The 18,811-nt window shown below is 47.4% G+C and carries 17 protein-coding genes and 1 other RNA gene; 16 read left to right on the top strand and 2 right to left on the bottom strand.

The genetic code is table 11. The features are described from left to right. Window positions 1-21: 21 nt before the first annotated feature. From ybeY to rnpB, 14 genes are all read left to right on the top strand, one after another. Window positions 22-519: an rRNA maturation RNase YbeY gene (gene ybeY / locus CRO25_RS20220; protein ID WP_063567028.1), complete on the top strand. Its 498-nt coding sequence runs from the start codon at window positions 22-24 to the stop codon at window positions 517-519. Beyond that, window positions 519-890 carry a diacylglycerol kinase family protein gene (locus CRO25_RS20215; protein WP_063567027.1) on the top strand — a complete coding sequence of 124 codons (372 nt, stop codon included), beginning with the start codon at window positions 519-521 and terminating at the stop codon, window positions 888-890. Before ybeY ends, CRO25_RS20215 begins: the two co-directional genes overlap by 1 nt. Window positions 891-1,180: 290 nt before the next feature. After that, window positions 1,181-1,594 carry a cytidine deaminase gene (locus tag CRO25_RS20210; protein WP_063567026.1) on the top strand — a complete coding sequence of 138 codons (414 nt, stop codon included), beginning with the start codon at window positions 1,181-1,183 and terminating at the stop codon, window positions 1,592-1,594. Window positions 1,595-1,635: 41 nt separating this feature from the next. Next, window positions 1,636-2,535 (top strand): GTPase Era, encoded by a 900-nt coding sequence (gene era, locus CRO25_RS20205; RefSeq protein ID WP_063567025.1) that lies wholly within the window; start codon window positions 1,636-1,638, stop codon window positions 2,533-2,535. Window positions 2,536-2,639: 104 nt separating this feature from the next. Next, on the top strand, window positions 2,640-2,780 hold the full coding sequence (locus tag CRO25_RS20200) for a YqzL family protein (RefSeq protein WP_079696207.1): 141 nt from the start codon (window positions 2,640-2,642) through the stop codon (window positions 2,778-2,780). Between the two features lie 33 nt (window positions 2,781-2,813). Next, window positions 2,814-3,566: a DNA repair protein RecO gene (recO, locus tag CRO25_RS20195; RefSeq protein WP_063567024.1), complete on the top strand. Its 753-nt coding sequence runs from the start codon at window positions 2,814-2,816 to the stop codon at window positions 3,564-3,566. Window positions 3,567-3,974: 408 nt separating this feature from the next. Further along, window positions 3,975-4,862: a glycine--tRNA ligase subunit alpha gene (gene glyQ / locus CRO25_RS20190; protein WP_063567023.1), complete on the top strand. Its 888-nt coding sequence runs from the start codon at window positions 3,975-3,977 to the stop codon at window positions 4,860-4,862. Continuing rightward, window positions 4,855-6,930, top strand: coding sequence for a glycine--tRNA ligase subunit beta (glyS, locus tag CRO25_RS20185; RefSeq protein ID WP_079696206.1), 2,076 nt, complete (start codon window positions 4,855-4,857; stop codon window positions 6,928-6,930). The genes glyQ and glyS overlap by 8 nt, the downstream gene beginning before the upstream one ends. Window positions 6,931-7,137: 207 nt before the next feature. Then, entirely contained in the window at window positions 7,138-7,626 is a 489-nt protein-coding gene (locus tag CRO25_RS20180; RefSeq protein ID WP_063567021.1) for a DUF188 domain-containing protein, read from the top strand. A 47-nt stretch (window positions 7,627-7,673) separates the two neighbouring features. Further along, window positions 7,674-9,494 (top strand): DNA primase, encoded by a 1,821-nt coding sequence (dnaG, locus tag CRO25_RS20175; protein ID WP_079696205.1) that lies wholly within the window; start codon window positions 7,674-7,676, stop codon window positions 9,492-9,494. Window positions 9,495-9,537: 43 nt separating this feature from the next. Further along, complete coding sequence (rpoD, locus tag CRO25_RS20170; protein ID WP_053781258.1) at window positions 9,538-10,677, top strand: RNA polymerase sigma factor RpoD; 1,140 nt, start codon at window positions 9,538-9,540, stop codon at window positions 10,675-10,677. Between the two features lie 184 nt (window positions 10,678-10,861). Next, complete coding sequence (locus CRO25_RS20165) at window positions 10,862-11,620, top strand: class I SAM-dependent methyltransferase (RefSeq protein ID WP_063567019.1); 759 nt, start codon at window positions 10,862-10,864, stop codon at window positions 11,618-11,620. Then, window positions 11,596-12,711 carry a Nif3-like dinuclear metal center hexameric protein gene (locus tag CRO25_RS20160; protein WP_072734500.1) on the top strand — a complete coding sequence of 372 codons (1,116 nt, stop codon included), beginning with the start codon at window positions 11,596-11,598 and terminating at the stop codon, window positions 12,709-12,711. The genes CRO25_RS20165 and CRO25_RS20160 overlap by 25 nt, the downstream gene beginning before the upstream one ends. Before the next feature lie 81 nt (window positions 12,712-12,792). After that, window positions 12,793-13,202, top strand: an RNA gene (gene rnpB, locus CRO25_RS20155) — RNase P RNA component class A. A 236-nt stretch (window positions 13,203-13,438) separates the two neighbouring features. Here the strand turns inward: rnpB and CRO25_RS20150 are convergent. Next, complete coding sequence (locus CRO25_RS20150) at window positions 13,439-14,668, bottom strand: PLP-dependent aminotransferase family protein (protein WP_079696204.1); 1,230 nt, start codon at window positions 14,666-14,668, stop codon at window positions 13,439-13,441. Between the two features lie 109 nt (window positions 14,669-14,777). On the opposite strand from CRO25_RS20150, the gene CRO25_RS20145 reads away from it, so the two are divergent. After that, window positions 14,778-16,298: a PLP-dependent aminotransferase family protein gene (locus tag CRO25_RS20145; RefSeq protein WP_079696203.1), complete on the top strand. Its 1,521-nt coding sequence runs from the start codon at window positions 14,778-14,780 to the stop codon at window positions 16,296-16,298. An 84-nt stretch (window positions 16,299-16,382) separates the two neighbouring features. Continuing rightward, window positions 16,383-16,640 carry a hypothetical protein gene (locus CRO25_RS20140; RefSeq protein WP_064636406.1) on the top strand — a complete coding sequence of 86 codons (258 nt, stop codon included), beginning with the start codon at window positions 16,383-16,385 and terminating at the stop codon, window positions 16,638-16,640. Between the two features lie 97 nt (window positions 16,641-16,737). Here CRO25_RS20140 and CRO25_RS20135 read toward each other — a convergent pair whose 3' ends face one another. Next, entirely contained in the window at window positions 16,738-18,615 is a 1,878-nt protein-coding gene (locus CRO25_RS20135; protein ID WP_072734497.1) for a S8 family peptidase, read from the bottom strand. Window positions 18,616-18,811 lie beyond the last annotated feature (196 nt).

Here is an 18,811-nt window from a genome sequence, read left to right as displayed (position 1 = left end):
AGAAGACAGGAGTATGAAAGAATGAGTCTTAACCTAGCATGGAATAATGAACAACAGGATAAAGAAATCACCGAACCGATGATCGCAATGCTGGAGCAGCTGCTGAACCTTGCAGGGGAAGCAGAGGGTGTTGCGGACGGGGAAGTGGCCCTGACTTTCGTAGATGATGAGCAGATTCATGAGCTGAACCGTGACTATCGCGGCATTGATCGTCCAACAGATGTATTGTCTTTTGCAATGAATGAGACTGTGGATGAGGAACTGGATATCATCTACGAACTGGACGAAGATGAAGAAATGGAAGAAATGCCGGATGTTCTGGGGGATATTATTATTTCTGTTCCACGGACCATCCTGCAGAGTGAAGAATATGGGCATTCATTTGAACGTGAGCTCGGGTTCCTGTTTGTTCATGGCTTCTTGCACTTGCTTGGATATGATCATCAGGATGAAGCCAGCGAAGCCGAAATGATGGGCAAACAGGAAGCGGTACTCGCCCAAGCCGGGTTGACACGATAATGAAAAGGCGCTCCTGGGGGATGGTATTCCGCAATGCTGCGGAAGGAATCGTATACGGGCTGCGGACTCAGCGGAATGTAAGAGTTCATACAGGAGTCGCCATTTTGATGTGTGCAGCCGGCTTTTTTTTCGGGATTTCCAGAACGGACTGGATGTTTGTACTGACAGCCGTTTTTCTGGTTCTTGTGACGGAGCTGATGAATACAGCAGTGGAAGCTGCTGTAGATCTGGCGCATCCGCATATACATCCGCTGGCAAAAGCGGCGAAGGACACCGCGGCCGGTGCGGTTTTGCTGGCTGCGGTGTTCGCCGTCATCATCGGGAGTATCGTTTTCATTAAGCCGGTGATGAGCTGGCTAGGTTTGCTCTGATTTTGTTTTTGTTTTGATTTTAATATTACACACTAATTATAAAGTTGGACTCATCTTTAAGTTGGACTTCTGGTTTGCACAATAACGGAGAGGTCAGAAAAAACCTGTAGAAGCGAAGCGTTCGCCTTTATCACCGGATTTTCACTTTGGAAAAGGGAATCAATAAAATCCGGGGATAACAGCGATCGTAAGGTTGTTCTGACAGCGGAGAGGCTAGTGCAAATATTTTTAAGTTGAACTTAACTCATTGAGTGCAACTTTATAGTACACCCCAAAGGGAGAGATTAATTATGGATAATGATTTGTTGATGCAAGAAGCAATTAAGGCACGTACGAAAGCGTATACGCCTTATTCTCATTTTGGTGTAGGTGCAGCTTTGCTTGACAGTGAGGGACATGTGCATCATGGTTGTAATATTGAGAATGCTGCTTATACGCCAGGCAACTGTGCTGAGCGTACAGCCATGTTCAGTGCGATAGCAGGAGGTAAGCAACCACGCAGTTTCAAAGCCATTGCCATTGTAGGAGATACAGACGGCCCGATTGCTCCATGCGGCGTATGTCGTCAAGTGATGTATGAACTGTGTGAACCGGATATGAAAGTTATTCTGGGTAACATGAAAGGTGATCTGCAGGAGACTACAGTTGCCGAACTATTGCCATGGGCTTTTGGACCATCTGATCTGAACTCTGCTAAAAAGTAAAAACCAATACATTCCAGGCCTAGGCGCCTGAGGAGGAACATATGAAAAAACAAGCATTCAAATCCGGCTTTGTAGCCATTATTGGACGTCCCAATGTAGGTAAATCCACACTGATGAACCAAGTCATTGGACAGAAAATTGCGATTATGTCGGACAAGCCACAAACGACTCGTAATAAGATTCATGGTGTTTATACATCGGAACACCAACAAATCGTTTTCCTGGATACGCCAGGGATTCACAAACGTCAATCCAAGCTGGGCGATTACATGAACCAGACCGCTTTGAATACGCTCGGAGAAGTCGAAGCTGCTCTGTTCCTGATCGATGCCTCGGAAGGCATGGGCGGTGGTGACCGTTATATTGCAGAACAATTGAAAAATGTACGGACGCCTGTCATTCTTGTCATGAACAAAATTGATAAAATTGAGCCGGAAGCATTGCTTCCGCTGATTGAGGAATATCGCAAGCTGCATGATTTCGCTGAAATCGTACCTGTTTCTGCCATGCTCGGCAGCAACGTAAGTACCTTGCTTGAGCAGCTCGGCAAGTATTTGCCGGAAGGTCCGCAGTACTATCCAGATGACCAGGTTACAGACCATCCGGAGCAGTTCGTTTGTGCTGAGTTGATTCGGGAGAAAATTTTGCAAATGACGCGTGAAGAAGTGCCTCACTCCATTGCGGTCACGATTGAGGATATGAAAGTACAGGACAACGGCGTCGTTTATATTTCTGCCGTCATTTTTGTGGAGCGTGATTCGCAAAAAGGGATCATTATCGGTAAACAGGGTGCCTTGCTTAAAGAAGTGGGGAAACGTGCCCGCCATGATATTCAAAACCTGTTAGGTTCCAAAATCTTCATGGATCTGTGGGTTAAAGTGAAAAAAGACTGGAGAAATCAGGATCGAGTTCTGCGTGACCTTGGCTTTGGCCGCGACTAATCGTCGGAATTGTATCCAGTAATTGCAACACATAGTTTACCTTGCAAGACTCCATCCTATCTGGTAGAAGCAGACGTCATTTCCGAAGAGAGGATGAAATTCCGATGCGAGATTTTTCGTGGAAGGTTTTTGCGATGACGGGGGATGTGGAATCCTATCTGTTGTATGCCGAGGCATGTAGCTCAGTGGGACAGGAGTCGGAACCTGCAAGGGAAGTGATTGAAGATGAAGAAGCCGAAGGTTAATTGGCTAATTCGGGAATGGTTAGGTGACGAGGCATGCTATACAGGGTGGAAGGGATTGTCATCCGCAGCATGGACTACGGCGAGGGAAACAAAATCATTACGCTTTGCACCGAAAGCGGCGGGAAAGTAGGGGTACTCGTCCGCGGTGCCAAAAAGCCCAAAAGCCGACATGCTGCACTGGTGCAGCCATTTACGTACGGTCAATATGTATATTTTCGTAACACCGGTCTGGGAACACTAAACGCAGGTGAGATCATCGAATCTTATCATGAGCTGCGTGAAGATCTGATTAAGGCCTCCTATGCATCTTATGCTTGTGAACTGTTGGATCGTGTGTTGCAGGATGAAGAGACAGGTACGTTCTGGTTCAAACAGTTGAAAGCCTGTCTTCAGGCGTTGAAGGAAGAGAAAGATCCGGTCGTCATCACAAGCCTGTATGAAATGAAAATATTACAGGCAGCCGGGTACGGACCTCAGCTTGATGATTGCATTTCTTGTGGTCACGAGCGTCCGGATGAGCAATTATTTGTTAGTCCAAGGCTTGGAGGCGTTCTGTGCCGTGCTTGCAAACACTTTGATCCTCCGGCGATGTCCGTGAGTCCGAAGGCGTTGAAACTCTTGCGTCTGTTTGCACAGCTGGATCTGCAAAGGCTTGGTAATATATCGGTTAGCGAAGGCACCCGGGATGAGATCAAAAAGATCATGCGGGCCTTTATGGATCATCAACTTGGCTTGAATCTAAAATCCCGTTCTTTTCTTGATCAAATGGAAAAGTACGGGATTTGAGTCGTCTTGATGTGAAATAAGTAATATATCTTGACTTCGTACTTATTTTTATATATTATGAACTATAATTTCTCTTTTGGAGACATGCATTGAACGAGAAAGTAGGAGACTTGATTTATACATTCAGGAGCAGAAGAGGTCGGTTGACCTTACTAATCTTGTGTGAGCGAGCCGGGGATGGTGGGAGCCGGGTTGAATCGGTCTGTGAAACGGCACTCGGGAGCATGAATGACACGGAAAAGTGGGCTTGAATGAACAGGATCTCTGTTTATATCTAAGCCAAGTAGGGTGGAACCGCGGGAATAGCTCTCGTCCCTATGTCTGTATAACAGGCGTAGGACGAGGGCTTTTTATTGTCTGTACCGTTCTAGGCTTGTTCATCACAAACCATCGAAAAGGAGCATGATTATGAATTTTCAGCAGATGATTCTCACGCTGCAACAATTCTGGGCCGCGCACAACTGTATTATTGTTCAACCATATGATACGGAAAAAGGGGCAGGTACGATGAACCCGATGACCTTTTTGCGTTCGCTTGGACCCGAGCCTTGGAAAGTAGCTTATGTAGAGCCGTCCCGCCGTCCTTCGGATGGTCGTTATGGAGAAAATCCAAACCGTCTCTATCAGCATCATCAATTCCAGGTTATTATCAAGCCTTCGCCAGACAATATTCAGGAGATTTACCTGGAAAGTCTGAAACAGTTGGGTATTGATCCGCTCAAACATGATATTCGGTTTGTTGAAGACAACTGGGAGAACCCTTCCCTCGGCTGTGCTGGTCTTGGCTGGGAAGTCTGGCTGGACGGTATGGAAATCACCCAATTTACGTATTTCCAACAAGTCGGTGGAATCGAGACGAATCCGGTAGCAGTTGAAATCACGTATGGTATGGAGCGTCTTGCTTCATACATTCAGGAAAAAGAAAATGTGTTTGAGTTGGAATGGGTAGACGGAATTACATATGGTGATGTGTTCCGTCAGCCTGAATTCGAACACTCCAAATATACGTTTGAAGTATCTGATGTCAAAATGTTGTTTACGCTCTTCAACATGCATGAAGAGGAAGCGAACAAGGCTATGGCACAGAATCTGGTTTTCCCGGCATATGACTATGTGTTGAAATGTTCCCATACGTTCAACCTGTTGGATGCGCGCGGAGCAATCAGTGTAACGGAGCGTACTGGGTACATTACCCGTGTCCGTAATCTGGCTCGTCAAGTGGCTGCAACATATGTGGAAGAGCGTGAGAAGCTCGGCTTCCCGCTGATCAAGAAAGGGGGAGCTGAGCATGTCTAAGGATCTGTTATTTGAAATTGGTCTGGAAGAAGTGCCTGCACGCTTCATGCGAGCAGCAATTGAACAGCTGCAGGATCGTGTCGTGAAATGGCTGGATGCATCCCGCATTTCTTACGGTGAAGTGAATGCCTATGCCACACCGCGCCGATTGGCTGTTTTGATCAAAGATGTTGCCGAGAAACAGGAAGACGTGGAGGAAGAAGTTAAAGGACCTTCCCGTAAAATAGCACTCGACGACAGTGGTAACTGGAGTAAAGCTGCACTCGGATTTGCCCGTAGTCAGGGAGTTGAACCGGATCAGTTTACATTCAAGGAACTGAGCGGCGTGGACTATATCTACGCGACCAAGAGCAGTAAAGGCGTTGAAACCTCATCTGTGATCGGTCAGGGTTTGCTGGCTATACTGCATGCCATGACGTTCCCGAAATTCATGCGTTGGGCTTCGTATGATTTCAAATTTGTGCGTCCGATTCGCTGGATTGTTGCTCTGCTGGGCAGCGATGTTATTGAATTGGAAGTTGCAGGTGTGAAGTCTGGCAATGTAACACGTGGACATCGTTTCCTCGGAAAAGAGGCGATCATTTCGGATCCCGCTTCGTATGTGGAAGTGCTTCGTTCCGAGCATGTCATTGCGGATATCAAAGAACGTGAGCACATGATTGTATCCCAGATCCAGGCACTGGCTGCCGAGAAGAAATGGGATATTGCGATCAAGGAAGATTTGCTGGAAGAGGTCCTGTTCCTGGTTGAGACACCAACAGTGCTGTTCGGAACATTCGAATCTTCATTTTTGAATATTCCACAAGAGGTACTGATTACTTCGATGCGTGAGCATCAACGTTATTTCCCGGTGCTTGATAATGATGGACAATTGCTGCCATACTTCGTTACGGTTCGTAACGGCGGTAGCGATTCACTGGATGTCATTGCAAAAGGAAACGAAAAGGTACTTCGTGCACGTCTGTCTGATGCCAAGTTCTTCTACGAGGAAGACCAGAAGCTGGAGATTAAGGATGCATTGTCGAAACTGGAAAGTATCGTCTTCCAGGAAGAGCTGGGAACGGTTGGAGATAAAGTTCGCCGTATTCGCAAAATTGCGGATGGTCTGGCTAGCAAGCTGCAAGTACCAGCCGATGTAGCCGAAGCGGTGAATCGTTCTGCGGATATCTGCAAATTCGACCTTGTTACACTTATGGTGGGAGAATTCCCTGAACTGCAAGGTGTGATGGGTGAGGATTATGCCCGTAAAGCTGGTGAAAAAGAAGAAGTGGCCAAAGCGGTATTTGAGCACTATCAGCCACGATTCGCTGGAGATAAATCTCCTGCTTCGCTCGTTGGTGCTATTGTGAGTGCTGCGGATAAAATGGATACAATTGTAGGTTGTTTCTCGATCAATATTATTCCTACAGGATCTCAAGATCCTTACGCGCTGCGCCGTCAGGCAGCAGGGATCGTACAAATTTTGCTGGATCACAATCTTCCGCTGACATTGTCCGATGTATTCGGCGTTGCACTTCAAGTGCATGCTCAGATGAACCTGTTGAAACGTGCGGATGAAGAGGTTCGTAAAGATTTGCAGGACTTCTTCGGTCTTCGTGTGAAAAAACTGTTGTCGGAAACGGTCCGTTATGATGTTGTGGACGCAGTGATTTCTTCCGGATTTGATGATATCAGCGCGGTAGTTCCAAAAGGTGAGGCACTCATGGCAGCTGTCCAAACGGGAGATGCCTTCAAAACAACCGTCGAATCCTTCAACCGTGTCGGTAATCTGGCTGCCAAAGCATCCAATGCTTCGGTACATGCAGAACTCTTCACAGAAGAAGGAGAGCGCCAGCTGCATGCAGCATGGAGCAAAACCAATGAGGAATATCGTCAGGTATTGTCTCAGCATGCTGCTGCTGAAGCGCTCGCGATTGCATCAGCTTGGAAGGAAGCTATCACCGTATTCTTCGATTCGGTTATGGTTATGGCTGAAGACGAGGCTGTGCGTGCGAATCGTCTAGCATTGCTTGCAGCCATTGACCGTGATCTGAAAGCTTTTGCTGATTTCTCCAAATTGGTCTGGTAGTCGGGTCCTTTTCTGCTCTGAGTGGACAGATCTGCGGCAAAGCATAAATTCAGTATTAAAGAAGGATATATGAGGGTATAAATATACGGAACGGATTGTGAAAAATTTATATTTACAGCCGTTCCGTATTTTAGCCTTTGATTTCCATAGACCGGTCAGAAGGATTTTGACTGGCTGGGGTCGTATATTACAATATGCAGCTATTTTATGAAACCGGGTGGTCTGGCTTTGAGTGAGTTGAATGTACGCCACATTGTTGTGGATGGTGATGCTTGCCCGGTCAAGGCTGAGATCGCAGAAACAGCTCTCCAATTCAAAGTTCCTGTATTGATGGTTTCTTCATTTGATCATTTTCTTCAGGGCGGAGAAGGAGTGCGTACCGTTCAGGTAGATCGAAGTGATCAGAGTGCAGACCTTTACATTGCCAATCACATCAAGCCATACGATGTGGTCATTACACAGGATTATGGACTGGCGGCGCTCGCACTTGGCAAACGTTGTTATGTTTTATCATTTCGTGGTCGTGAATTTAATGATCGTGACATTGATTTCATGCTGGATTCCCGTCATACTGCCGCCAAAGCACGAAAAAGAGGACATTATGGAAAAGGCCCAAAGCCTTTCACAGAGCAGGATCGGGAAATTTTTCAACATAAACTGACAAAACTTTTGAAAGATTTGCAGGAGAATGTGTAAGTTTATCGAATAATATTTACGTGTTAAAGAGATGAAGGTGGACCAAGATGAGTACCGGACAAGGCGGTATACCCGAAAGCATTATTGAATCGGTGTTACAGCAGCATGATATCGTCGATACGGTGAGCCGATTTGTACATCTGACCAAACAGGGGAAATATATGAAAGGCCTCTGTCCTTTTCATTCTGAGAAGACGCCTTCGTTTACAGTTACGCCTGAGAAACAAATTTTCTATTGCTACGGTTGCGGCACGGGTGGAAATGCCATCAAATTCAGGATGGAAATCGAAGGGTTATCCTTTCCCGAGGCTGTCAAGACGATGGCAGAAGAAAGCCACATTTCAATGGGGGACTGGCAGGGGCGTGAATCGGCTCATGTTAATCCAGAAACCGAACGTTTATTGGAAGCATATGAGCTTACCGCGAAGCTGTATCATTTCTTATTGAAAAATACAGAGCACGGTAAAGTGGCTATGGAATATTTACGCTCACGTGGGTTTAGCGACAAACTCATTGACCAATTCCAGATTGGCTATGCGCCTAATCGCTGGGATACCTTGGTACAATTTCTGGAAAAGCGCGAATTTCCGCTTGAAGAGATGGAAAAGGGTGGTTTACTGTCACAGCGAAACGAAGGTCAGGGTTATGTGGACCGTTTCCGAGACAGGGTCATGTTTCCGATTAACGGCAGGAGCGGAAAGCCGATTGCATTTGCAGGTCGCATTTTGGGAGACGGGCAACCGAAGTACCTAAATTCACCGGAAACCCGGTTATTTAACAAAAGCCGTGTTCTCTACAATCTGCATCATGCCAAAAATGCAATTCGCAAACAAAGGCAGGCCATATTGTTCGAAGGGTATGGGGATGTTATCTCCGCCTGGGATCAGGATATCCAGAATGGTGTAGCGGCAATGGGTACCGCGCTCACTGAGAATCAGGCATTGATGCTTAAAGGCATGTGTGATGAAGTCATTGTATGTTATGACGGTGATCGAGCTGGACAGGCTGCGGCGCTCAAAAACTTCCCTATACTCGAGGAAGCTGGGTTACAGGTCAAAATTGCTCTGATTCCGGATGGACTCGACCCGGATGATTTTATCCGCAAGCATGGTGGCGAACGGTTCCGAAACCAGATTGTGGACGGCGCCGTAACGACTACAAAATTTAAGCTTATAAACCTTAAAAAAAACCATATACTGCTAGAAGGCGGCGGACAAATCGCTTATTCCAAGGAAGCGGTGAAACTTATTGCTCCATTGTCTTCTCCTACAGAACGGGAAGTATATCTTCGGGAACTGGCTGCGGAAGTGGACGTATCATATGAAACACTGAAGCAGGAGTGTAATGAAGAACGGGAGGCCATGAAAAATAACCTCCAGTATGGGGATAATAACCCGAAAAGGTGGAATAATGGTAGGCAACAAAATAGGCAGGTGCCTACACCCAATCTGTTGCCAGCTTATCACGCTGCTGAACGCAAACTGCTTGCCTGGATGCTTCAGGATGATGAGGCTGCCCAGTACGTGAATGAGCATCTTGGTGAAGCTTTTAACTTGGATGATCATGCAGCTATTGCTGCTTATCTATATGCCTATTATGCGCAAGGCAAACCGTCGGATACAAGCCGTTTTATGTCTTCACTTCATGACGACCGACTGGAAAAGACGGTCAGTTCAATCTCAATGATGGATGGTCCAGGTGAATGGAGTATTCTAGCACTTGACGATTGCATCAGGGAAGTGCTGAAGTATCCGCGTAAGAAAGAGTACGATCTGAAAAAAGAAGAAATGATTGCTGCAGAGCGGGCAGGTGATTCTGTACGCGCGGCACAAATTGTACTTGAAATGATTGCCCTAGAGAGACAGTGAACATCTGAATGTTGGATGTTTCTAGGGAGGAGGGAGTCGAGTTATGGCGAATGATCAGCATACTGAATTAGAAACAGAATTGACGCTGGATCAGGTTAAAGATCAATTGATTGAATCAGGTAAGAAAAGAGCTTCGTTGAACTACAAGGAAATTATAGAAAAACTCTCCCCGTTTGAGCAAGATGCAGAGCAGATGGATGAGTTCTATGAACAACTGAGTGACCTGGGTATTGATGTCGTGAACGAAAATGATGAAGAGGTAACCCTTCGCCCTAGTGAAGATTCCGAGAACAACACCAGAGAGGGAGACGATGAATTCCACTTTGATGATGATCTGAGCCTTCCACCAGGAATCAAAATCAACGACCCTGTTCGGATGTATCTCAAAGAAATCGGTCGTGTACCTTTGTTGTCTGCGGATGACGAAGTGCAGTTGGCCAAACGGATTGAAAACGGGGATGAAGAAGCGAAACGTCGTTTGGCTGAAGCTAACCTTCGTCTCGTGGTAAGTATCGCCAAGCGTTATGTTGGACGTGGCATGTTGTTCCTGGATCTGATTCAGGAAGGTAACATGGGTCTGATCAAAGCGGTTGAGAAATTCGACCACAAAAAGGGTTATAAATTCAGTACGTATGCGACATGGTGGATTCGCCAAGCGATCACCCGTGCGATTGCGGACCAAGCACGTACGATTCGTATTCCTGTGCACATGGTGGAGACGATTAATAAGCTGATCCGGGTATCCCGTCAGCTGTTGCAGGAACTTGGGCGTGAACCGACACCGGAAGAAATCGCTGCCGAGATGGATCTGAGTGTGGAAAAAGTTCGTGAGATTACGAAGATTGCTCAGGAACCGGTTTCCCTGGAAACACCGATTGGTGAGGAAGATGATTCCCATCTGGGTGATTTCATCGAGGATCAGGAAGCATTGGCTCCGGCGGATGCTGCTGCTTATGAGTTGCTAAAAGAACAGCTCGAAGATGTCCTGGATACATTGACTGAGCGTGAAGAGAACGTGCTTCGTCTGCGTTTTGGTCTGGACGATGGACGTACAAGAACGCTGGAAGAAGTGGGCAAGGTATTTGGTGTTACGCGTGAGCGTATTCGTCAAATTGAAGCCAAAGCTCTTCGCAAATTGCGTCACCCTAGCCGCAGTAAACGGCTTAAAGATTTCCTCGAATAACATCACTATGGGAGACTTTCCGCAAGACGCTTTAGCGGCGGCGGGGTCTCCTTTATTTTTAAATTGAACATCTAAATTTCTTGGTTTTGGTAATTCATCCTTGAAATGTTTTATTGGATTTCATTTTATCGCTTTTCGTTGTTCAATGCAAATCAATAAATTAAATGAATGGTGTAGGTGCTTCATGAAACTTTCGAATCGATTACAGCGGATACATGATCAAATTCCCGAAGGCAGTCGCTTGGCTGACATTGGCTCAGACCACGCTTTGCTTCCAGTTGCGGCAGTACGCAGCGGGAAAGCAGCAGGTGCAGTAGCCGGAGAAGTCAACCCAGGCCCTTATGAAGCTGCACGCAAGCAAGTCAGCGATGCAGGCCTGAAGGAACGAATTACAGTACGTCGTGGAGATGGCTTGGATGTCATCTCTGCAGGAGAAGTGGACGTTATCACCATTGCTGGTATGGGAGGAGCACTCATTGCCTCCATTCTGGACCGTGGCCTCTCCAAACTGGATGAGGTCAAGCTTCTTATTTTGCAGCCTAATGTTGGTGAGGATATTCTCAGACGTTGGTTGTTGGAGCATCACTGGGTGGTCGTTGCAGAACAGCTGCTTGAGGAAGATGGCAAAGTGTACGAGATTATTACAGCAATGCCGCAAGAACTCAGTCCGATCGCCAATGAGGAAGTGTATCGCTCACGTCCGCTTGAAGGCGGAGTGGAATTGACATCAGATTTGCTGCTGCGCATGGGGCCTTATTTAACAGACCGTCCAACGGATGTGTTTTTTGCCAAATGGGAGAGCGAAATCGTCAAGCTGCAAAGTGTCGCGCAGTCCATCTCCAAATCTGATCAGGAGTCTTCTCGGGACAAGGCAGCTGAGGTGGAGCGTCTTATTGTGAACTTGAAGGAGGTACTCTCATGTTTGCCAAAGGTCAAACTGTAATTCAATTGATGGAGCAGCTTGCTCCCAAACATCTGGCTGTGCCGGACGATCGGATTGGTCTTCAGCTTGGCAGTTTGCAAAAGGAAATTACGCACGTTCTTATCGCACTTGATGTTACGAACGAAGTTGTAGACGAGGCCATTCGGATTGGAGCCAATCTGATTATTGCGCACCATGCCATCATTTTCCGTCCGGTCAAGTCATTGAATACCGATACACCCATGGGGAAACTGTATGAGAAGCTAATCAAGCATGATATTGCGGTGTACATTAGTCATACCAATCTGGATGTGGCTGAAGGCGGCATGAATGACTGGATGGCCGAGGCCATTGGTATTGAGAGCAAGGAATCACTTGAGGATGTACATACAGATCATTTGTTCAAACTGGCTGTATTTGTACCCCGTACCCATCATGAGCAGGTACTCCAGGCGGTTCTCGAAGCGGGTGCTGGCAGTATTGGGCAGTACAACAAGTGCAGCTTCAATACGGAGGGCACAGGTACTTTTGTACCGGGAGAGGGGACACAACCTTTCATCGGTACAGAGGGGCAGATGGAGCGTGTAGAGGAAATGCGGATTGAGACCATTGTACCGCAGAGTCTGCGCAGCAAGGTTGTACAAGCAATGCTTAAGGCGCATCCGTATGAGGAAGTGGCCTATGACCTGTATGCAATGGATTTAAAAGGCCGTACGCTGGGTCTAGGGCGCTTGGGACCACTCAAACAACCAAAGACACTCGGTGAGCTTGTGGAGGTCGTTAAGGCCCAACTGGATGTGCCATACGTTAGGGTAGTAGGCGATCTCAATCGGCAGATCAAAAAAGCAGCAGTGCTTGGAGGCTCAGGTAGCCGTTATACTCTTCCTGCACGGTTCAAAGGTGCCGATGTCATCGTAACTGGAGACATTGATTATCATACGGCTCACGATGCGCTGATGGCGGGTATGTGTATCATCGACGCCGGGCATAATGCCGAGAAAATCATGAAACCGAAAACTGCGGATTGGCTGCGCTCACGTTTGGAAGACAAACGTTATGACACGCAAGTGACTGCATCGGAGGTAAATACGGAAGTATTCCAATTTATCTAAAAGCACTCGGGTTCAATGCTTCCTGTAAGATTAAGCTTGTTTGTAAACTAAAATGCCTGTATACTATGTAATGTTGTTCGGAAAGCTTGACAGACAATCGCTGGTGGCCTTCGTTGCCACGAGAGGAAAGTCCGGGCTCCACAGGGCAGGATGCTGGATAACGTCCAGTCAGCGCGAGTTGAAGGATAGTGCCACAGAAATGGACCGCCGATGGCCGGATTTTCCGGCACAGGCAAGGATGGAACCGAGGTGTAAGAGACCCCGAGGAACGCTGGTGACTTCGTTCCTGGTAAACCCCATCTGGAGCAAGACCTAATGGGACACAGTCGACTCTTCGGAGAAGGCAGCCTTAGCCCGAGGTGTGTCTAGGTTGGTCGCTTGAGCTGTGCAGCAATGTATGGCCTAGATAGATGATTGTCGCTTGTGGTGGGAGGGTAGTTCCCGTCTGAACCACGAAGAGCACAGAACCCGGCTTACGGTAAGCTTTCCTAACTACAACACAACAGTAACAAGTGCAGTCCACTATCAGTCACGGGCAAACAGAACGTTTGTACCTGATGTGCCAGACTGATCAGAAGGACGCGATTAAACTTCAAAAGAATTCCTGCACTTGCAGGTCATATAAATAAGGCGTCAGACTTCGAGCTTTCTCGGGTCTGACGCCTTATTTTTGTGTTATTTGTTGGGATGAGAAATGGTTCCTAATGATACAGTGGATGACAGTTCGTTACAGTGTAACTACATTATCCGACTGTAATGATGCATGCCAGCGTTGAATGGCACGATCCATACGCTCTACAGCCTCGGGAAGCAGATCTGGATCCGTATGAGTAAAGTTGATCCGCATACGGTTCAGCTCCGGTGTACCCGCGTAGAAAGAATCCCCTGGCACAATACATACTTTTTCCTGAATTCCATAGGTAAACAGATTGCTGGCCAGCATGCCCTCAGGCAGTTGCAGCCATAGGAACATTCCGCCTTGCGGTGAGTTCCAAGAGATACCTTCCCACGATTTTGCAGCCATGAGAGTGGTCATTTTTTTCATCCGTTGTTCATAATCCTGTGAAATATTGCGAATATGGCCGTCCAGATCGAAAGACTCCAGCAGCGCATGAAGTGCTCTTTGGTCGATGCTGCTGGAATGCAAATCTGCCCCCTGTTTGGCGCGGGCAGCTATTTGGATAACATCCGGAGCAGCCAGTATCCAGCCAGTGCGGAGGCCTGGAGCAACTGTTTTGGAGAATGTGCTGGTGTAGATGACATTGGATGGACCCTCATAGGATTCCGCATCCAGTTTCGCCAGTGCAGGGGCATCTAGTTGTTCCGGTTTAAAGCGGATTTCACCATAAGGATCGTCTTCCAGGATCAGTACCCCATATTTCCGGCACAGGTCTACGGCTTGCTGACGTCTGGCGCGACTCCATACTTTACCTGACGGGTTGGAGAACGTAGGGTTAATGTAAACGAGCTTTGGACGATGCAATTGCAGCTGTTCCTCCAGTGATTCAGGCAACATTCCGTCATCATCACAGGCAACACCGTGCGCCTCAGCCTGATAGGAATGAATGACTTGAAGGGCAGCCAGATAGGTTGGTGATTCAACTAGCACGCTGTCGCCTGGATCGAGCAAGATTCGGCACACCAGGTCAATGGATTGCTGGGAACCTGTAGTCAGAAGCATATGATCAGGTGAAGCGGGAATGCCCTTGGATTCAAGACGTTCTGCAATTTTGGCACGTAGTGGTCGGAAACCTTCCGTCTCTGCATATTGAAGAGCCGCTGAACCACCCATGAATACCTTTTCGTATGCGTCACGGATGGCTTCAAGCGGGAATGATGACTGGGCAGGTAAACCGCCGGCTAGAGAAATCATTCCAGGCGCCTGTGCAGCCTGTAACATGTCGCGAACGACAGAGGACGGGGTATTTTGTGCCATTTTGGACCAAGGGATATTCATATTATTCTCATCTCCTGTTATTCACTGTTATACTGATATTATAAACTATAATAGACGGACTGCAGTATAACAGTAAAATGCTGATCATAACAGTTGGGAGGGTGCATGTGTGCATATTGAATTGAAACGGGGAAGCAGCACCAAATTGTATGTTCAGATTGCCCTTACACTTGCTGACCGAATAAGGTCTGGACTAATCGAGCCTGGAACCCGTCTGCCGTCGGTTCGTAAAATGACGAATGATCTGGGCGTCAGCCTCGTCACCGTGTCCAAAGCCTATGCCGAGCTCGAAGCGATACAGTTGGTTACGTGTTCCCAGGGGAAGGGTTGTTATGTACGGGGGGCGGATGAGCTGGAGATAATAGAGGATATGGAGAGGACTCACCGCACTCATGCAAAAAATGAATCCAGCACACCTTGGAACTGGCAGATGGCCCTTGTGGATTATTTGCCCCGAGCTCAGCTCTGGAGACATTTTGATGCATCTCCACAAGTTAGATATGAGCTGCATATGTCGGCAATTCAGCCTGAATTGTTGCCAACGCGAGAGATTATCGATAGTGCGTACCGGCTTTCCTCGGATCATCCAGAGCGCATGGCTGCCTACGGGTCTTTTCAGGGAGATCGCGAACTGCGTCAGACGTTTTCCGGGCATTTTGCGGAAAGAGGTTTGCGGGTAACGCCCGAACGGATGCTGATTACGAGCGGTACCCAGCAGGGAATCGATCTTGTCGCGCGTACGTTTGTTGGTCCTGGTGACGTCGTATATATGGAAGCACCAAGCTATACCGGAGCAATAGATGTGTTTACAAGCAGAGGAGCAAAGATTATTACGGTGCCGATGGATAACGAAGGTATGCGTATAGATCTGTTAACCCGGTTATGTGATACATACCCGCCCAAGTTGATATATACCATTCCTACGTTTCACAATCCTACAGGCATCACGATGAGTGCCAAACGGCGTGCGCAACTGCTTAATCTTGCTCAAAGTTATCATTGTCTCATCCTGGAGGATGATCCGTTCGCCGATCTGTATTTCCGTGATCCTCCCCCTGCTTCCATTAAATCCATGGATGGGACGGGGCATGTGATATATATCAAAAGCTTCAGCAAAGTACTGTCTCCAGGCTGCCGTGTGGCGTGTGCGGTTGCAGACGGAAGTGTGCTCACCCGACTTGTTGCAGCCAAATCCACTGCGGATCTCGGGAGTCCGCTGCTTACACAAAAGGCCTTGCAATCGTTCATACAGCATCAATACAGTGCGTATACAGCGCGATTGAGGGATGAGTTATATTCCCGGCTTCTTGCCGCATCAACGGTACTGGAGGAACATGGTTCTCCCGGGATGTACTGGACTTTGCCTGGTGGTGGACTAAACTTGTGGCTGCAATTGCCTGATGGTTTGGATATGCGTGAACTGCACCGCCAGTCGCTTGCCGCAGGTGTTTCCTTTTTACCTGGCTCTGCCTGTTATGTAGGGGAAACGGATACGGCGAGTCTGAGGATCTGCTTCACGGTTACGAATCAGGAGCTGTTATGTGAAGGTCTACGGGTATTATGCAGGGTTATTAAGAACATTACCCCTCAACAGGGTGGGGCTAAGGCGGACAGGCTCCCGCTTATTTAATTTTTGGAACACGGACATACATCCAATCCACATTGGACCCAGTGCAATACGTTATAGTATCACTTGAAAGGGAGTTGGTTTGAAATGAACCATTTCTGTCCACCGCTTTGTCCGATTGTTTGTGACCCAATCCAGGTTGTTGAAGATTACTACATCCCACAAATCGTACCCGTAATTCACCCGATCGAAGTCATCAAAAAACATCACTGTGTGCCGATCCATCATCACATGTATCCTGTCGTGGTCAAAGAAGAAGATCCTTGTTATGTTTCAAGCCACAACGGTAAGAAAAAATCCGTGAAAAAATCAAGCAAATCCCGCACAACTTCTCGCAAGCGCTAGTCGCAGTGGGTGCCCCGGGGAAATAGGTAAACATACCAAAGAGCAGCATACGCCCCGGGGCGCAGCTGCTTTTGTTTTTTTTATATCCAGTGTACGGTTATTGTTTGATGTACTTTTTCATTGTATTATCCATTTGCTGTCTCACATGTTGTGGCCAGAATTGAAGTGGGGCACTGTTGCCTGAGGCCGCCTCCAATGCTTTAAACACATCGATTTGACCATAACCGAAATACTTGTCATGACCTGGGTCTCCGAGATCTATGACGCTTTGACGCATGAGATCCATGACTTCTGTGTTGGTCAGATCAGGATTGAGTGAGCGAATCAAGCCTGCAAGTGCCGCTACATGGGGGCTTGCCATCGACGTTCCGGACAAGGCTGCATATTGGTTGTTCGGATACGTACTTGCAATGCTGGAGCCTGGAGCCGTCACATCGACGTAATCCCCGTAGTTGGAATAGGAAGCTTTGTTCATGTCCGCATCCGTAGCGGATACCGCAAATACTTCTGGATAAGCGGCAGGGTATCCCGGTCGCTCCGTATTATCGTTACCGGTCGCTGCAATTAATACGATGTCGCGATCAAAAGCGTATTTGATAGCATCATGAAGAAATTGGGCATCTGCGTAGTTACCCAGACTCATGTTAATGACCTTGGCTCCATGATCAGCGGCCCAAATGATGCCTTCTGCCACAGCATAGGTTGTGCCTGAACCCGAATTGTCGAGCACTTTAACAGGTAGTACCTTGTTATACCAGCTCATGCCTGCTACACCTTCGTTGTTATTCACAACAGCGCCGATGATGCCTGCTACATGTGTACCATGGCCTACGTCATCAAGTGGTTTGCTCGCTGGATCGACAACGTTATAACCTTTCAGCAGCTTGCCCTTCAAATCAGGATGAGTCAGATCGACGCCGGTGTCTACTACGGCAACGATAACATCCTTGTTGCCCTTCGTAATATTCCAGCCACGGTTAGTCTCAATGGCGGGCAGGTTCCATTGGTAGTCGGAGAACAAAATATCATTGGGCACGGTTACATCTTTTTGTTCAGGTACGGTTTCATTGGTTAAATACATGTAGTGGGGTTCCATATACAGCGGATTCCATTTACGTTCAAAATAAGCATGTAATTGTTGATAATTCATATTTTCTGACCGAAAAACATACGTGTATCCAAGCTTGCGTGCCGATTGCGTCCGCAGGTCAGATTTAATGATGCGCATATCCCGTTCACCTGGATCCTGACGGAAACGGATGACGATTTCATTTTCGTAAAAATGGCTGGCATTGGCATTATCATGTCCTGTTTTTACAGTGATTTCTTTAAGGGTGTCAGGGTGCACAGACTCGATTTTGAATTTACCTTCACGAGGATAAGGGATCATGCGCAAATTTTTGCGCTGATGCTGTTCCACGGCATTCAGTACATTTTGGCTAAACAGAGCGATGACGGCACGTTCTCCATCCTTGGAGGGCTGCGCCATAACAAAAAACTTTTCCTTGCCGAGAGGAAAGGAAGAAGATTCGAAGCTTTGACGTTTGCTCACAGCTTTCTTGGCCAGGGCGAGAGAATGTTCCAGCTTTTGCTGTTCCATCTTGCTTCCTTTTGCAGCTGTTTTGTCAAAATGCCGACTGCGTGATCCTTTGGTATTCATTACATCAATAGAGCGAATATGATCATGTGTTTGTTGTAGCTCTTTAACGTATTGACTTATTTGCACATCGTTCATTTTGGAGGTCTTCTCAAGCATGATGTTAAGGTGCTGTTTGGCATCCGCACGGGTCAGCAGATCGGTTGACTTTACATCCTGAACTTTAAGACGTTGTTTGCTCGCATGCTCCTCGTGTGGAGAATCGGGCATGGCACTTGGAGCAGGAACAGGGCGATTGGACGTCGGAAGCAAAAGCGTCAAGGCAAGTGCGCCCGCACCTGCGGCAATGGCCCAGTTAACCCATTTCGGTCTGGACATAGGGGATGGAACCTCCTCGTTTATTTTGACAATCATCTTACAGTGCTCTGATTTCATCGTTGTCACTGGATATATCTATCGTTAGGAAAAGCGGCTATTTTTATGCAGGTGAACATCAGGTGAGCTGTGTGTAATGGGCATGTTCAGGGACAGAAAGGGAAAGCCTGATTAAGGGATACCGCTCGTCATCTTTTTA

The sequence above is a fragment of the Paenibacillus sp. RU5M genome, from assembly GCF_900221055.1.
Taxonomy (GTDB): Bacteria; Bacillota; Bacilli; order Paenibacillales; family Paenibacillaceae; genus Paenibacillus; species Paenibacillus marchantiae.
The sequence above is the reverse complement of the archived record's forward strand: the minus strand, read 5'-3'. Positions and strand labels throughout refer to the sequence as shown.

Bases quoted from the DNA above. Each gene is read 5' to 3' on its own strand.
- ybeY (WP_063567028.1), top strand. From the start codon at position 22: ATGAGTCTTAACCTAGCATGGAATAATGAACAACAGGATAAAGAAATC.
- CRO25_RS20215 (WP_063567027.1), top strand. From the start codon at position 519: ATGAAAAGGCGCTCCTGGGGGATGGTATTCCGCAATGCTGCGGAAGGA.
- CRO25_RS20210 (WP_063567026.1), top strand. From the start codon at position 1,181: ATGGATAATGATTTGTTGATGCAAGAAGCAATTAAGGCACGTACGAAA.
- era (WP_063567025.1), top strand. From the start codon at position 1,636: ATGAAAAAACAAGCATTCAAATCCGGCTTTGTAGCCATTATTGGACGT.
- CRO25_RS20200 (WP_079696207.1), top strand. From the start codon at position 2,640: ATGCGAGATTTTTCGTGGAAGGTTTTTGCGATGACGGGGGATGTGGAA.
- recO (WP_063567024.1), top strand. From the start codon at position 2,814: ATGCTATACAGGGTGGAAGGGATTGTCATCCGCAGCATGGACTACGGC.
- glyQ (WP_063567023.1), top strand. From the start codon at position 3,975: ATGAATTTTCAGCAGATGATTCTCACGCTGCAACAATTCTGGGCCGCG.
- glyS (WP_079696206.1), top strand. From the start codon at position 4,855: ATGTCTAAGGATCTGTTATTTGAAATTGGTCTGGAAGAAGTGCCTGCA.
- CRO25_RS20180 (WP_063567021.1), top strand. From the start codon at position 7,138: ATGAAACCGGGTGGTCTGGCTTTGAGTGAGTTGAATGTACGCCACATT.
- dnaG (WP_079696205.1), top strand. From the start codon at position 7,674: ATGAGTACCGGACAAGGCGGTATACCCGAAAGCATTATTGAATCGGTG.
- rpoD (WP_053781258.1), top strand. From the start codon at position 9,538: ATGGCGAATGATCAGCATACTGAATTAGAAACAGAATTGACGCTGGAT.
- CRO25_RS20165 (WP_063567019.1), top strand. From the start codon at position 10,862: ATGAAACTTTCGAATCGATTACAGCGGATACATGATCAAATTCCCGAA.
- CRO25_RS20160 (WP_072734500.1), top strand. From the start codon at position 11,596: ATGTTTGCCAAAGGTCAAACTGTAATTCAATTGATGGAGCAGCTTGCT.
- CRO25_RS20150 (WP_079696204.1), bottom strand. From the start codon at position 14,668: ATGAATATCCCTTGGTCCAAAATGGCACAAAATACCCCGTCCTCTGTC.
- CRO25_RS20140 (WP_064636406.1), top strand. From the start codon at position 16,383: ATGAACCATTTCTGTCCACCGCTTTGTCCGATTGTTTGTGACCCAATC.
- CRO25_RS20135 (WP_072734497.1), bottom strand. From the start codon at position 18,615: ATGTCCAGACCGAAATGGGTTAACTGGGCCATTGCCGCAGGTGCGGGC.